Annotated in this window: 15 protein-coding genes; 4 read left to right on the forward strand and 11 right to left on the reverse strand. The window is 65.2% G+C overall.

The genetic code is table 11. From position 1 onward, the window contains the following. Positions 1-266 precede the first annotated feature (266 nt). From J8I33_RS29620 to J8I33_RS29640, 5 genes are all read right to left on the reverse strand, one after another. Positions 267-491 carry a hypothetical protein gene (locus tag J8I33_RS29620; protein ID WP_050011889.1) on the reverse strand — a complete coding sequence of 75 codons (225 nt, stop codon included), beginning with the start codon at positions 489-491 and terminating at the stop codon, positions 267-269. A gap of 279 nt (positions 492-770) precedes the next feature. After that, a complete protein-coding gene (locus J8I33_RS29625; protein WP_006485974.1) occupies positions 771-974 on the reverse strand; it encodes a cold-shock protein in 204 nt (67 codons plus the stop codon). A gap of 381 nt (positions 975-1,355) precedes the next feature. Continuing rightward, positions 1,356-2,195: a MerR family transcriptional regulator gene (locus J8I33_RS29630; protein WP_050011888.1), complete on the reverse strand. Its 840-nt coding sequence runs from the start codon at positions 2,193-2,195 to the stop codon at positions 1,356-1,358. A 9-nt stretch (positions 2,196-2,204) separates the two neighbouring features. After that, entirely contained in the window at positions 2,205-2,771 is a 567-nt protein-coding gene (locus J8I33_RS29635) for a GNAT family N-acetyltransferase (RefSeq protein ID WP_209939627.1), read from the reverse strand. 79 nt (positions 2,772-2,850) lie between these two features. Further along, positions 2,851-3,723 carry a LysR family transcriptional regulator gene (locus J8I33_RS29640; protein WP_124555009.1) on the reverse strand — a complete coding sequence of 291 codons (873 nt, stop codon included), beginning with the start codon at positions 3,721-3,723 and terminating at the stop codon, positions 2,851-2,853. Positions 3,724-3,854: 131 nt separating this feature from the next. On the opposite strand from J8I33_RS29640, the gene J8I33_RS29645 reads away from it, so the two are divergent. Beyond that, positions 3,855-4,853 (forward strand): quinone oxidoreductase, encoded by a 999-nt coding sequence (locus tag J8I33_RS29645; RefSeq protein WP_050011886.1) that lies wholly within the window; start codon positions 3,855-3,857, stop codon positions 4,851-4,853. A gap of 40 nt (positions 4,854-4,893) precedes the next feature. Here the strand turns inward: J8I33_RS29645 and J8I33_RS29650 are convergent, their stop codons facing one another. Beyond that, a complete protein-coding gene (locus J8I33_RS29650) occupies positions 4,894-6,408 on the reverse strand; it encodes an MDR family MFS transporter (protein WP_209939628.1) in 1,515 nt (504 codons plus the stop codon). A 231-nt stretch (positions 6,409-6,639) separates the two neighbouring features. Between J8I33_RS29650 and J8I33_RS29655 the strand changes: the two genes are divergently transcribed. After that, positions 6,640-8,199 (forward strand): methyl-accepting chemotaxis protein, encoded by a 1,560-nt coding sequence (locus J8I33_RS29655; protein WP_050011885.1) that lies wholly within the window; start codon positions 6,640-6,642, stop codon positions 8,197-8,199. Positions 8,200-8,412: 213 nt separating this feature from the next. Here J8I33_RS29655 and J8I33_RS29660 read toward each other — a convergent pair whose 3' ends face one another. The 4 genes from J8I33_RS29660 to J8I33_RS29675 all read right to left on the reverse strand — a co-directional run bounded on the left by J8I33_RS29660 (position 8,413) and on the right by J8I33_RS29675 (position 12,820). Next, on the reverse strand, positions 8,413-8,730 hold the full coding sequence (locus J8I33_RS29660; protein ID WP_245172575.1) for a hypothetical protein: 318 nt from the start codon (positions 8,728-8,730) through the stop codon (positions 8,413-8,415). 96 nt (positions 8,731-8,826) lie between these two features. After that, entirely contained in the window at positions 8,827-9,972 is a 1,146-nt protein-coding gene (locus J8I33_RS29665; protein ID WP_245172576.1) for a DUF6402 family protein, read from the reverse strand. A 196-nt stretch (positions 9,973-10,168) separates the two neighbouring features. Further along, the gene (locus J8I33_RS29670) at positions 10,169-11,842 is read right to left on the reverse strand and encodes an ATP-binding domain-containing protein (RefSeq protein WP_050011884.1); all 1,674 of its coding nucleotides are present in this window, start codon (positions 11,840-11,842) and stop codon (positions 10,169-10,171) included. Between the two features lie 123 nt (positions 11,843-11,965). Then, a complete protein-coding gene (locus J8I33_RS29675) occupies positions 11,966-12,820 on the reverse strand; it encodes a helix-turn-helix domain-containing protein (protein ID WP_050011883.1) in 855 nt (284 codons plus the stop codon). A gap of 487 nt (positions 12,821-13,307) precedes the next feature. On the opposite strand from J8I33_RS29675, the gene J8I33_RS29680 reads away from it, so the two are divergent. Together J8I33_RS29680 and J8I33_RS29685 are read left to right on the forward strand one after the other, a co-directional pair. After that, a complete protein-coding gene (locus J8I33_RS29680) occupies positions 13,308-13,517 on the forward strand; it encodes a hypothetical protein (protein ID WP_027780901.1) in 210 nt (69 codons plus the stop codon). Positions 13,518-13,692: 175 nt separating this feature from the next. Next, positions 13,693-13,968: a hypothetical protein gene (locus J8I33_RS29685; RefSeq protein WP_050011882.1), complete on the forward strand. Its 276-nt coding sequence runs from the start codon at positions 13,693-13,695 to the stop codon at positions 13,966-13,968. 118 nt (positions 13,969-14,086) lie between these two features. Here J8I33_RS29685 and J8I33_RS29690 read toward each other — a convergent pair whose 3' ends face one another. Then, on the reverse strand, positions 14,087-14,734 hold the full coding sequence (locus tag J8I33_RS29690) for a hypothetical protein (protein ID WP_050011881.1): 648 nt from the start codon (positions 14,732-14,734) through the stop codon (positions 14,087-14,089). Positions 14,735-14,825: the final 91 nt, after the last annotated feature.

The raw sequence follows: 14,825 nt of genomic DNA on the forward strand, positions 1-14,825 counted from the left end.
CATGCGAGGCATCTTCGGGGAGCGGCGGGCGCCGCTCGGTTGGAAGAATCGTCGCATGGGCGATCGCGCCCGCAAACGAAGCATTGCCGATATGGATATGACGGCGGCCGCCCTATGCTTTGGCGTCGTGGCCTGCCGGATCGGACGACTCCGTCGTGCCGGAATGCGGCGAAACAGGTGAACGGGCGTGTCATGCAAAAAGCCGGTGGGCACGTTGCCCGCCGGCTTTTTATGACCGTCTGCTGATATCGACAGTAGCGTGGCCTTTAACCGCGCGTATCGACCCAGTTGCGTGCCCAGCGTGCCGAATGCGCGATCGCCTGCGCTTCGCTCGCGAAGTAGTCGAGCGAATAGAACTGGTAGCGGCCTTCGTCGCGCGTGCTATCGGCGCGTTCGAGCAGCAGGTTGGATGAAAAGCTCCCGTCGGGCAGGCGATGCGCCGAGGGTTGGACGGCATAGCCGTTGTACTGTTGAATTCGTTGGTTGTGCATTTTAATTTTAATGATGATCGAGTGCGCGCGTGCCGTGCGAAATGCGCACGGGTATGCCGATTCAACGCCATTGCGAGCGGAATCTGACGCAGTCGGAAAGCGAAAAATAAGGCGTTGCGGCCGGAGGGGGGATGAAGTGCAACGAGACGTGTGGCGCCTGGCAAGCTGCTCACTGAACAAAGGCAGCTCAAGCCGATCGCGCCAACTTTAGGAGACGAAGCTCCGTGGGGATGTCGCTGCGACCCGGCGTCCGTCGACGGACGCCGGGCCCTTCAAACTTTACAGCGGCTTGATGTTGGCCGCTTGCAGACCCTTCGGGCCCTGCTTCGTTTCGAAGCTCACTTTTTGGTTTTCAGCCAGCGTCTTGAAGCCGTCGGCACGAATTTCCGAGAAGTGAGCGAACAGGTCGTCGCCGCCGTTGTCCGGCGTGATGAAACCAAAGCCTTTGCTGTCGTTGAACCACTTGACGATACCGGTATCCATGAAGATTCCTTGAGAAAAAAATAGAGATTTGCTCTGTTGAAGAGCGCGTGAAGCGTCAAGGAGGGAGAGGACAACGAATACCGCCGGGGAGGAGCGAGCAATTGATGAACAGCAATCGGACTTCTTGGACTTCGATGCGTACACTAACCGCCGGGCGGGCTTGCGTCAACCGATAACTTGTAACTGTGTCGCGGCACGCGGGGTTACCGTGCGGGGAGCGATGCGACGCCGTCCGGCTGGAATGCGCGCCGAGCGGCGCGCCTGGCCATTCGCCGACCCATGCGGACCGCGGTTGCGACCGGCAATGGCCGTCGGCGCTGCCGCGAAGCGACTACGCACGCGTCGCGGCGACAAGCCGACGCCTGCATGACGGCCGCGCGCCTATCCGTTGTCGCCGTCGCCTTGCGTATCGCTCGTACCGGACTGCCGCGCCGCTTCGTCGCTGAGCTTCTTGTCGAGGATCGTCGCGACCCGGCCGCCGAGATACGCGCCGGCCGCGGTTTCGAGCGCGCGGTTCGTCTCGCCTTCGACGAACACGGCCGCGAGCGGGCGCAGCCGCCAGATCGCGTCGACCAGTTCGGGCACGTCGGTGGCCGGCGGCAGCGTGCCGGCGTCGTAGCGGTCGAGCCGCTTCACGACGAGATCGACGAGCAGCCGCGCGATCGCGTCGAAATGCGGCCGCGCGAGGCTGATCACGTCGAGCAGCTCGCGCGGCGGAATCCCTTCCTTCGTCATCGCGGCCGCCGCCTCGAGCAGCGCGGGGCTTTTCGCGACGAACGACAGGCCGCGCCGTTCGAGCAGCCCGAGCTCGGTCACGCGCGACAGTTGCGTGGTCGCTTGCGGGCCGAACATCTGAGCGAGTTGCGCGAGCGAATAGGTTTTCGGCAGCTCGTGCGACCAGCGGCCGCCGATCGCGTTTTCGAGGCCGAGGATCGAGCGCAGGTCGTGGCCTTCGTCGATCGCCTTGATCAAGTCCTGGATGTTCGACAGCGTGTAACCGCGCGCGAGCAGATGGTTGATCAGCTTCAGGCGCGCGACGTGCGTGTCGTCGTAGATGCCGACGCGTCCGCGTTTCTCCGGCGGCGCAAGCAGCCCGCGATCCTGGTACGCGCGGACGTTGCGCACGGTGGTGTCGGACACGCGCGCGAGTTCGTCGACCGTGTACTCGTTGCGGGAATCCGGCGCGGCCTCGTCGGGCGTGGAATGAGTCTGTTTTGACATGCGGTGATTTTAGCGCGCCGCGGCAGGCTCGGGCGAGGCGGGGCGCGTGTTCGCGCCGTCGCCGAGCGGGCGCTGCATCAGCGCCGTGTCGATCCAGCGGCCGTGCTTGAAACCGACCGCTTTCAGCAGGCCGGCCGGTTCGAAGCCGAACGCGCGATGCAGCGACGTCGAGCCGCCGGTGCCGCCGTCGGCGATCACCGCGATCATCTGCCGCCACGGGCCGCCTTCGCAGCGCGCGATCAGCGCCTCGAGCAGCGCGCGGCCGATGCCGCGCCCGCGCTGCGTGTCGTCGATGTAGATCGAATCCTCGATCGTGAAGCGGTACGCGCTGCGCGTGCGGTACGGCGTCGCGTACGCGTAGCCTGCCACGCGGCCGTCGCATTCGGCGACGAGATACGGCAGCCCGTGGTTCAGCACCGCGTCGCGGCGTGCGCGCAGTTCGGCGGCGTCGGGCGGCGTTTCCTCGAACGACGCGACGCTGTGGTGAACGTGGTGCGCATAGATCGCGTGGATCGCGTCGAGGTCGGCGTCGGTCGCGTCGCGCACGACGCAGGCGGTGGCGGTGGCGGTGGACATGGCGGCAGGGCCTGAAGTCAAAACGCTACTATGCCGGCCGTCGACGCGCGTGGCAAAGCCCGTTTGCGGTTTCGGCGGCTTACAGCCGTCCGTCCGCCGCATGAACCGCATCGGCGATCGCGTCGGCGACGCGCTGCACGCGCGGCGACCGGCGTACGTCCGGGTGAACGACGAGCCAGATCTCGCGCTCGATGTCGCAGCGCGGCGCGTTCGCGAGTTCGACGAGCGGCGCGCCGGCGTGCGCGGCCGGATCGTCGACGAGAAACCGCGGCAGCAGCGCGACACCGGCCCCGGCTGCGCAGGCGCGATGCTGCGCGGCGAGGTCGTTGGCGATGAACGCAAAGCGACGCCCGGCCGCGAAGCGTTCGAGCCATTGCTGCTGCGGCGTTTGCGCGAGCGCATCGTCGTAGCCGATGAACGGCCAGCTGTCGGGCGTCGCGTTCGCCCATTCCGGCGTCGCGCACAGCGCGAAGCGCATCGTGCCGAGCCGGCGCGCGGTGAGCCCCGGCTCGCTCGGCCGCGACAGCCGCACCGCGAGATCGGCTTCGCGTGCATACAGGTTCGCCGCGTGCATCTCGCCCATCAGGTCGATCCGCAGCGCCGGCCATGCGCGCTGTGCACGGGCCAGGCGCGGTGCGAGGAAATGGCTGGCGAACACCGGCGACGCCGATACGCGCACGACGCCGTCGAGCGCGGCCGCGCCCTGTGCCGCACGCGCGAACGCATGCGCGTCGGCTTCGAGGCGCGCGGCGTGCTCGGCGAGGTGCAGCCCTTCGTCGGTCGGCGGCCAGCCGCGCGGCAGCCGGTCGAACAACCGGATCCCGAGCGCCGACTCGAGCGCGTCGATGCGCCGCGCGACCGTCGAGTGCTGGACCTGCAGCGCCCGCGCCGCGGCCGACAGGCTGCCGCCGCGCATCACCGCAAGGAAGTAGCGGATGTCGTCCCAACTCATCGGCAGCGCGGGCGTCGCGGCAGAATCGTAATCGGTCGAATTTTGCACAGTAGGTGGGCGCTCAACGTGAATTCCGTTCGATTATGCACGATGGGATGATCGTGTCACTTCATTCGATAGCGAGGAACGTCATGATCCAAACAGCCAACGCCATCCGGATCGGGATCGACCGTTACGGCGACGCCGGCGTGCTGCGCCGCGTCGATGCGCCCGTCGCGCCGCCCGGCGCCGGCGAAGTGCGGATTCGCCAGACCGCGATCGGCGTGAACTTCGTCGACATCTATTTCAGGACGGGTGCGCACGCGTTGCCCGCGCTGCCGGACGCGCTCGGCGTCGAGGCGGCCGGCGTGATCGACGCGGTCGGGCCGGGCGTGACGGCGCTCGTGCCCGGTCAGCGCGTCGCGTATGCCGGCATGCCGACCGGCAGCTATGCGAGCCTGCGCACGATGCCGGCCGAGCGCGTGCTGCCGATTCCCGGCGGGCTGAGCGACGAAGCCGCCGCGGCCGGGCTGCTGAAGGGGATCACCGTCTACATGCTGCTGCATCGCGTCCGGCGGGTCGGCGCCGGCGATACGGTGCTCGTGCATGCGGCGGCCGGCGGCGTCGGGCTGCTGGCGACGCAGTGGGCGCGTGCGCTCGGCGCGCGCGTGATCGGTACCGTCGGATCGGCCGCGAAAGCCGCGCTCGTGCGCATGCACGGCGCCGAAGCGGTGGTCGATTATCGCGAGGAGGATTTCGTCGCGGCCGCGCGTGCGTTCGGCGGCGGTGCGGGCGTCGACTACGCGATCGACGGAATCGGCGGCGACGTGCTGACCCGCACGCTCGGGGCGGTGCGGCCGTTCGGGATGGTCGCGAGCATCGGGCAGGTGGCGGCGATCGGCGCGCGGCAGACGTTCGATCTCGACGAACTCGGGCCGGCCCGTTCGATCGCGCTGGCGCGGCCGAGCGTGCTCGGTTTCATCGCGCGCGACGTCGGCGCGTATCGGGACGCCGCGCGTGCGACGCTCGACCGGCTGGCGGGCGGGATGCACGTCGAGATCGGCGCGCGGCTGCCGCTCGAACAGGCGGCCGATGCGCACCGGTTGCTGGAGTCGCGCGCGACGACGGGCGGGGTCGTGCTGCTGGCGTGACGGCGGGTGCGGATGGAGCGCGTCGCGCTCCGCCGGCCGCTCAGTGATGCTTGCGCAGCGGCGCATCCTCGACGAACCATGCGAACACGAACGCGATCGCGATGATCGCCGCAGCCACCAGATACACGACGTGCAGCGAACCGGCGAACGCGTGCAGGTACGCGTCGCGCACGGCATCCGGCAACTGGCGCACGGCGGCCGGGCCGAGCGCGGGCGGCAGCTCGGTGCCGGCCGGCAGCGCGTGCATCATTCGCGACTGCAGCCCGTGCGAGAACAGCGCACCGAACCCGGCGACGCCGAGCGAGCCGCCGATCGACCGGAACAGCGTCGCGCCCGACGTCGCCACGCCCATATGCCGGAATTCGACGGTGTTCTGCACGGCGAGCGTCAGCACGGGCATCACCATTCCGAGCCCGATCCCGAGCAGCGCCATGTACGCGTACATCGTATGCAGCGGCGTATCGAGCGTCAGCGTCGACAGCAACGCCATCGCGATGCCGCCGGTCAGCGTCCCCGCGATCGGAAACGGCCGGTACGAGCCGAGCCGCGAGATCAGCCGCCCGCTGACGATCGACGTGACGAGCATCCCGCCCATCATCGGCAGCAGCTGCATGCCGGCCTGCGACGGCGTCGAGCCTTTCACGACCTGCAGGTAGAGCGGGATGAACGTCACCGAGCCGAACAGCGCGATGCCGACCACGAAGCCGATCAGGCTGACCAGCACGAAGGTGCGATGACGGAACAGCTCGAGCGGCATGATCGGTTCGGCCGCGATGCGTTCCTCATAAATGAAGCCGCCGATCGCGACGAGGCCGAGCACGAGCGTCATCCACAGCTGCGGCGACGTCCACGGCAGCAGCGAGCCGCCTTCGCTCGTGAACAGGATCACGCAGGTGAGGGCGGTCGCGAGGAACGCGGCGCCCATATAGTCGATCCGGTGCTTCACGTGCGCGGTGTGCGGCCGGAACGCGGTGCCGATCACCGCGAGCGCGAGCAGGCCGAGCGGCAGGTTGATCGTGAAGATCCAGCGCCATGAAAGATGCTCGACCAGGAAGCCGCCGAGCAGCGGGCCGACGATCGTCGCGAGGCCGTAGACGCCGCCGAACATCCCCTGGTAGCGCGCCCGGCGATCGGGCGGAACCAGATCGCCGATCGCGGCCATCGTGACGACCATCAGGCCGCCGCCGCCGAGCCCTTGCAGCGCGCGTAGCACGATCAGCTGCGTCATGTCCTGCGCGACGCCGCACAGCGCGGAGCCGGCGAGGAACAGCCCGATTGCGGCCTGCAGCACGATCTTGCGGCCGTACAGGTCGCCGAGCTTGCCGTACAGCGGCAGCACGACGGTGGACGACAGCAGGTATGCGGTGACGACCCAGGACAACTGGTCGAGCCCGCCGAGTTCGCCGACGATCGTCGGCAGTGCGGTCGATACGATCGTCTGGTCGAGCGCGGACAGCAGCATGACGAGCAGCAGCGCGGCGACGATCAGCCCGGTCGGCGCGTCGCGGCGGGCCGCGTCGGCGGCCGGCTGGGGGAGGAAAGTGTCCGTTGTCATCGAGATATCTGCCATGGCAGGGAATTGGATCGAAATATAGCCATGGATGATTGACTAGTCAATTTCTGCCCAGCCTCGATATGTTGCAGCCGTAACAGGAGGTTGCCCGCCCAGAAAATTGACCACGGTCAGCCTCGATGCAGGGACGGACTCAAGTTTTTTGCAGGCAAACCGTAATACAGAGGGCCGCGGACCGATTGCCGCGGCATTTTTCATCGCTCACGTGCCGTCATGAACCTGAACGCCCTGTTTTCCCGTTTCTCGATCCGTACGCGGATTTTCTCCACGCTCGGCCTCGTCGCCGCGCTGCTCGTCGTGTCGGGGCTGATCGGCCTCGCGGGCATGCAGAGCTCGAACCGCGCCCTCGACGAGGCTTACACGCGGCAACTGGCCGCGAAGACCGCGCTGTCCGCGGCGAGCCTGAACCTGACGATCGTGCGCACCACGCTCGACCGCGCGCTGCTGCATCCGGAAGCGGCGGAGGTGCCCGAGCTCGTCAAGAAGGCCGAGGGTTATTTGGCGAAGGCCGACACGGCGTGGCGCAACTACGCGGCGATGCCGCACGGCGACGACGAAGGCCCGCTCGCGAGTCGCCTCGATGCCGCGCGCCAGGCGCTGATCGGACAGGCGCTGAAGCCGATGATCGATGCGATTCGCGAAGGGCGGCGCGACGAAGCCGACCGGTTGCTGATGACGGTCGCGCCGCCGCTGTCGGTCGCGCTCACGCAGGCGACCGACGCGCTCGATGCGTACCAGGCCGCGCGCGGCAAGGACGTGTACGACACCGCGCAAACCTATTACGGCTGGATGCGCATGGGCGCGATCGCGGGCATCGCGTTTGGGCTTGCCGCGTGCCTCGGTTGCGCGATCGGCCTGCATTTCGCGATCACGCAACCGGTGAATCGCCTGCTGTCGCATTTTCGCCGGCTGTCGGACGGTGATCTCACGTCGGAAGTGCACTGGTCGTCGCGCGACGAGATGGCCGAACTGGTCAACGGCGTGACCGGCATGCAGCGCAGCCTCGCGGATACGGTGCGTCAGGTGAGCCAGGGTTCCGAAGCGATCTCGACGGCGACGCACCAGATCGCGGCCGGCAACACCGACCTGTCGCAGCGCACCGAGGAGCAGGCGTCGGCGCTGCAGGAGACGGCCGCGAGCATGGAGCAGCTGACGGCCACCGTGAAGCAGAACGCGGACCACGCGCTCGAGGCGCAGGCCTGCGCGGACAGCGCGAGCGAGATCGCGACGCGCGGCGCGACGGTCGTCGGCGAGGTGATCGGCACGATGAACGAGATCGACCGCAGTTCGCAGAAGGTCGCCGACATCATTGGCACGATCGAAGGCATCGCGTTCCAGACCAACATCCTCGCGCTGAATGCGGCGGTCGAGGCCGCGCGCGCGGGCGAGCAGGGGCGCGGCTTCGCGGTGGTCGCGGGCGAGGTGCGCACGCTGGCACAACGTTCGGCGTCCGCGGCGAAGGAAATCCGCACGCTGATCGGCGAATCGGTCGAGCGTGTCGCGACCGGCTCGCGGCTCGTCGGTACGGCCGGCGCGACGATGCAGGACATCCAGCAGGCGATCGGGCGCGTGACGGGCATCATGACGGAGATCGCGGCCGCATCGAGCGAGCAGCGCGACGGGATCGAGCAGGTGAACCGCGCGGTGTCGCAGATGGATCAGGTGTCGCAGCAGAACGCGGCGCTCGTCGAGCAGGCGGCCGCAGCGGCCGCGTCGCTCGAGGAGCAGGCGGATGGGCTGCGTCGCGCGGTGGGGGCGTTTCGGGTGGCTTGAGCGTGACGAGGTGAATTGCCGCGGACCTGTGGGCTGATGCGACCTGTTTCGCGGGTTGGTCGATGCTCTCGTCGGTGATCCGAGCGCGCAGTCTGTCTAGAAACAAAGCCCCGCTAGCGGGGCTTTGTTTCTTATAAATCAAAAACTTAGGTTGTAACCCTTAAAACAAAGGCAATCTGGCGCGAAGCCAATCCCACTTGGAGGGAGGGATCATCAGATGTTTTTTATATTCGATTCATCGGTCAAGTCGATATAGCGAACCAGGTTGCCCTCGTAGCGCAGGGGCGGGTGAGAGCTATCTCCGTGATACCAGTTGACGGAGAAATATCGTCTCGCAAGAAGCTCGCCATTTTCACTAAACACGCTTAGTTCGATGTTGTCGTCGGTCGCGTCCTGATCATTCCCGCCAGTGCCACACAGCTTGAATCGATACCAAACGCCATTCATGTTTTTTTTGCCGCCATCCAATGTATCCGCGCGATCATAGAAATCGCATCGTCCGTAGGCGGGGCTACTGAAATGAATGATCAAACCTGCGCATATGTAAATGGCAATGGTTAGGCCAATGTATCTGATGGCTCTATTCGGCATATTTCACCAAGATTAAGGTCGATCGGCTTATTCAGCTTAAAATAGACTGGCTTTGAATATATCATGAAGTCTCTGCCTCTGTGATGCCTCTCTCCAGCGACTGTAATCTGCGTTGTAGATCGGAAAGTAAACGTCGGGCCTTTTGAATTTTCCGAACATGCTTCTTCGGGTGTCGACTGGTTTGTTGATATTTTTTGACCAAATATCAATGTCGAATTCTCGCCTTGGCGATCCTGATCCGGTGAGAAGCGACCCTGTCGCAATGATCACTCCATGTTTGTTCCAGTGGCCTAAATATTGTTTTCCGTTGAATGAGTAGTTGTCTTTCACGTAAACATAGATGTGCGTAATTTTCCCCGTGGCGCTTAGGCAATAAAAGGTGCTTGATTTTTCATATTTGAAGTATTTTTCACTGGAAATTTCGACGTTTCCAATGGCCGCATAAATATTAAAATTGGCCAATGCCCCTGTGAGATCCGTCGGGGAAAGGTTTTTCAGGGTGTCAAAATTACCTATTTTAGATAGTTGAAATTGCCAATTGTTGTGAAATTTTTGAAAATTTCCTATAAACGACGAGGTGTTGAAATTGAATGTCGAATTTCTGTCAAAAAATAGCTCTTTGACAAAGGACTTCGTGATGTCTGTTGCTGTGCGTATGGAGCGCTCGCTGTAAATATCGCTCTCAAGAAGTTTCTCGTATTTTTCCCTGACATTTCCGAATTTCAACACCCAATCAAGGGTAACGTCATCGTTATTCATCGGCTGGACCGACGTTGGATCGTCATTGTAGGTATGCGCCGCGCCCGCAAACCAGATTCGCGCAAGCCTGGCTGAAACCTTCCAGCCGAGATTGTCCATCGCAATCGGCACGTCCTGGAGATCGAAAGGCGGCGGGTTTTCGCAAACTTCCGACTCCGCCTGCGTCGGCGGTTCTTTGGTTCTTGCCTGATCGGTTTGCGGCGGCGGTCGAGGTGGCGCAGGAGGCTTCGGGGCATTCGAAGGCCCGGAAATCGCTTTCGGAGGCGGTGGCGGCGGCTTTTCGCCCGGTGCAAGCCGGTCGATCGATACGCTCCTTTGCGTATCAAGCGGAACGCACCCTTGGGAACCCTTGTATTCCCTCAACTCCGATCCGAACAATCCCTTTGTCGGTTTGTAGTACGGCAGTTTTTTCACGTCGGCCATGGGCTATTCCGTTTGCAACGAATGGCCTGGCATCGTAAAAGCCGGCTGCAAACGGACAAACCGTCAGGATGGCCTTAACAGGTCGAAACGAGCGTGGACAAGGGTCCGGAGCATCGAGAAATGTGCCCGATTGTGTCAACGGCCCCGATATCGAAGAGTGTCCCCGAAGCGGACAGGCGTTCGCCCGCCCGCCGCGTCAACCCGCGGCGTCCGCGAGTTGCGCGGCCGCGCGCGACGACGCGACGATCAGCAGCTTCATCGTCGCGCGCGTCGCGCCGACGAACAGCTTGCGCGCGGCACGCGCGTCGAGCGTGTCGAAGTCGACTTCGGTGAGGATCACGCACGGCGCCGACTGGCCCTTGAAGCGGTAGATCGAATCGAGCAGCACGTCGCCTTCGCGATACTCAGGGTTGCCGAACAGGTCGTACTTGCCGGTGAAGCGCTTGATCCGGTGTGGGCCGAGCTGGTCGAGCGGCGCGAGCACCGAGCCTTCGCGGCCGCGGTACGACAGCACCGCGATGTCCTGCTTGCGGAAGCCGAGTGACAGCGCCTGCGTGATCGCGCGCTTGGTCGCGTCGATGCAGGCTTGCGCCAGTGCGTCGCCCGACGCGCCGTCTTCTCCGTATGCCGACACCGACGGATCGGAGCCGTCGAACGGGCTGCCCGAGCGCAGTTCGGCCGCGAGCGGCTCGACGCGGCCGACGACGTCGCGCACGAAGTCGAGCAGGTCGCGCGGGCTGCGGTAATTCGTGAGCGCCTTCAGCGTGACCCAGCCGGGCAGCGCGACGGGTTCGCGCATGTACAGGTTCTGCAGCGGATCTTCCAGCCACCACCATGCGGCGTTCGGCGCGAGCAGGCGCTCCAGCGCGGCCGCCCACGGCGCATGGAAATCCTGCCCTTCGTCGACGATCAGCACGTCGAAGCGCCAGCGTTCGGGAATCGGCGCTTGCGCGAAGCGCGCCTCGAGCCGTTCGAATTCGCCGGGTACCTGGAAGTCGGGCGTATAGCCGCTGTCGCGCGCGACCCAGTCGCACAGCTGGTGGTAGTTCGCGATCTTCGCGCCGGGCGGCGCGATGCGCGCGATGTAGTCGGCGAGCGGCCGGTTGAAGCAGACGTAGAGCACGCGCTGGCCGCCCGCGACGGCGTCGCGCATCACCTGCACCGCGAGCTGTGTCTTGCCCGACCCGGCGGTGCCCGTGATGCGCAGCCGGAACGGCGTGAAGTCGAGCTGGCGTGCCCATGCGGCGAGCCCGCCCGACAACCGGGTGACGAGCGTGCCGGCCTGCCCGACGAGCGCGCTCGTGTCGGGCGTGAGCGCGAGCTCGTCCGCGAGGAAATGGTGGAGCTTCGGCGCGTTCGGAAAGGGTTCGTCGTTCTCGGGCAGGATCTGCAGGATCACCTGCGCCAGCTGCGCCTTGCGCGACGCATCGACGATGCGGTCGGGCGCGACGCCCGCGATCGACGCGTCGCGGATCGCGTAGTCGGGGCAGTACAGCAGCGCCTCGACGCCGTAGACGCCCGCGCCGAGCGCGGCCGTCAGGCGCCGATGCAGCGTTTCCTGCGTGCGCGCGAGCTGGATCGGGACATTGCGCTCCTTCTGCAGGTAGACCTTCACGAGCCCTTTCGGGGTTTCGCGCAGGAAGCCGGCCTTCTGTTCGATCAGCAGCACGCGGCCGGCCGGGCTCACGACGACGAACGCGGCTTCGCCGAACACCGAGAACGCCTGGTCGGCGCGCGTCCAGTGGACGCCGTGATACACGGTGTAGCCGTCGGGCAGCGCGTGTTCGAGCGCGGCGAGCGTTTCGCGCTCGCGTTCGGCCGCGCCGGTCGCGGCGAGGCTTTTCCAGTCGTCGGGGATGAGGCGGGCCATGGAGTCGTGCGCCGGATGCCGGCGTGGGCGTGAACGGGTGCGGCTATTGTACTGAGGAACCCGTTCATGCCCGCGGCGCCGCGCGTGCGTTGGCCCTTCGACGGGCGGCCGGCCCGGCGGACGTCAGCCGCGCGCGAGCCGCTTCGCGAGATCGGCGCTGAGGATCGCCATGCGCGCGGGTTTTTCGTAGCACACCACGTCGAACGCGCGGATCACTTCGCTGATGTCGGCTTCGCTCGCGCGGCCGGTGAGCAGGTCGCCCGTCAGCACGAAAATCGGCGCGCCCGGGTTGTCGGACGTGCGCACGGCCTTGATCGCGGTGGCGGCCGTGCCGTCGTCGAACAGCCATTCGGTCAGGACCGCGTCGAAGGCCTGGCCCTGCAGCGCGTCGACGAACGCCGCGAGGCCGTCGAACGCGGCCGTCGCGAAACTTTGCCGTTCGAGATAGCGGCACAGCTCGGTCGCGCTGACGCGATCGGGATCGATCACCGCGACGACGAGCTTGTCGCTCTCCGCGCGGCGGGGGTAGATCTCGATCTTGTGCACGTCGTACGCGTTCTGGTACAGCACGCCGGTATGGCGCAGCACGCGCCAGCGGCCATTCTGTTCGTACGCGACGAACTCGGGGCGCGCGCCGGCTTCGAGCGGTGCGCCGATCCAGGCGGTGCACGGAATTTCTGCGACGCCCGCATACAGGACGGCTTCCTGCGAATAGGCGCCGACCATGCCGGGGTCGAGCGTTTGCGCGCCGAACAGCTGGGCGGCGGGCTCGCCGTACGCTTCGGCGACTTTCTTGATCTGCGCGAGCGTCCAGGGGCTGCTGCCGCGCAGTTTGCGGTGGCCTTGCGAGAAACTCAGATCGAGGATGCGGCACAGCTCGGTGGTCTGCTGGCGCTTGCCGATGCCGTTGCGGGTCATCAGCTCGCGCACGCGCTCGGCAACCGCGAGGGAATCCGTGGTGATTGCTTCAGTGGTCATGCTACGGGAACGGATCGTGACGTTCAGAACGACGCCTTGCGGCAGTCTCGGCGGACAGTCTTCATGACGTCCAATGGCGAGCCGACCGGCCACGCACGGAAAAGATAACTTTACCGCAAAATGGTCGCCATTCAGTGTGGTGAAAGGTGCGTTTGTGTGAAAGGTGTGTCATGAAGTTACGTTCGGCCTGCCGCGGCGCGTGCGCGAAAAGGTGCGTTCGGCAGCTCCGCGTCGGGATTGCTACGGACGGGAGGCGATTCCGCACGAGGCGGCAGGTAATCGCCGCGCCATGCACCAGCGCGGGGCGCGTCCTTGCCCTGACCGAGGTATTCGCCCCATTTTTGAAGGATATCGCGCGACGGCCGCTGACGCCTTTGCAGGACGAGCGATTGACTGTTTCCTCTAGTGAAACCAACGTGGATACACTTTTGGGCGTCAGCGCAACTGCGTGCTACGATTTTTGCCGTCTCAAAAAAGTGTTGAACCGATGCAGAAGAAATTCTTGATGCGCGGATACGAAATGAACTGCGAGCCGCGCGTGACGGAGGCCGGCAAATACGCCGCGCAGGTCGAGGTCACGAAGGTGGGTTTCAGCCGTGAGGCTGCGTTCCGTAAGCTGGGTGAGTTCGAGACCGAAGCCGAAGCGGTCGCGTACGCGAGACAATTCTCCGAAGAGTGGCTGAGTCGCTATGCGTAGCGCGGCGCGTGCGCATGCCCGTGTCCGTGCAAAGGCGCATCGGGTTGACCGGTGCGGCGCCCCGAACGGCCGTCATTCCTGCCTGAATATTGCGAATGCGTTCGGAAATTTGTAGATTGACGACTCCTGTTGTGAGGTATCGATCGTCCGAAGGCAACGCAATTGGAGACTGCGAATGTCCACTTTGTGCATGCAGACCGTCGTTCACGGCAAAACTGTCCAGATCGTGCTGTCGCCCGAGCGGCGTACCGCCAGGATCGACATCGTCGATGACGAAACCGGCAGCTATCCGCCCCGCACGATGAGCATCGAGCGGTACGTCAATGCCGGCATGGCCGCCGACGAAATCGCGCGGCATGTTCTCGAGGTCGTCGCGATGTCGATCGAGCAGCTTGCGAGGCTGCAGCCGTTCGACCGCACGGCAGGCACCCAAGCGCGCTATTCGCACTGACGGCGCTTGCATGGCGGCGGCGCCCGTGGAGATCGAGACGCCCGCCTCAATGGCCGTGTGGTTGATCCAGCGCTGCCATGTCGCCGTGGCGCCGATACGGATGGATTGCGCGTTCGCGCTACGCCGGCATATACATGAACGGCTCGCCGTCCTCCCGCTCGACGGACAGCAGCCGCTGGAGCTGATCCAGCGCGAACAGCCGTTTTCCATCCGCCGCGGCTTCGGCGATCGCCGCGTCGACCAGCTTGCGCGCCCGCGCAAGGATCACGGAGCGCTGACGCGCGATCTCGAGCACCATCCGTTGTTCGACGTTCTGCCGATTCGATTGCTTGTCGCTCAGGTGGCGCCAGCGATCGCGAAGCTCGGCCCAGGTGATGCGCTGAAATTCCGGAATCGTGCTCGGCAGCGTGCCTGCCTCGGCCGGCTCGGGCTGCCCGCGCAACGCGCAGCGCAGCGACGCGCGCGCACGCCATTCGTCCGAAAACGGCGCATACACGTCGCGCGTGCGCCCGATCGGGTTGGCACGCTCGATCTCCTTGTCGAGCAGGTAGCCGAGCCGCCGGAGCGCGGACCCATGCGCGAGCATGTCCGGATCGAGCACGCGGATGCGGCGCGATGCGTCCGCGACGTGGGCTTTCAACTCCCACAGCGTCAGGCGAAGGTGCTGCACTTCGAGGATCAGGCGCTGTACGTCCGCGTAGGTGCACTTCGTCCACCATTCGGTGAGGTCGTTCAGCTTCGGGGGATCGAATGGGGGGAGGATCATTTTTACTGCGATGGAAGTCGGGTAGCGACGGCGCATTGCTGCGCCGCCGCCCCCTAAGAACCGTACGTGCGAGTTTCCCCGCATACGGCTC

Source organism: Burkholderia sp. AcTa6-5, from assembly GCF_017815075.1.
Lineage (GTDB): Bacteria > Pseudomonadota > Gammaproteobacteria > Burkholderiales > Burkholderiaceae > Burkholderia > Burkholderia sola.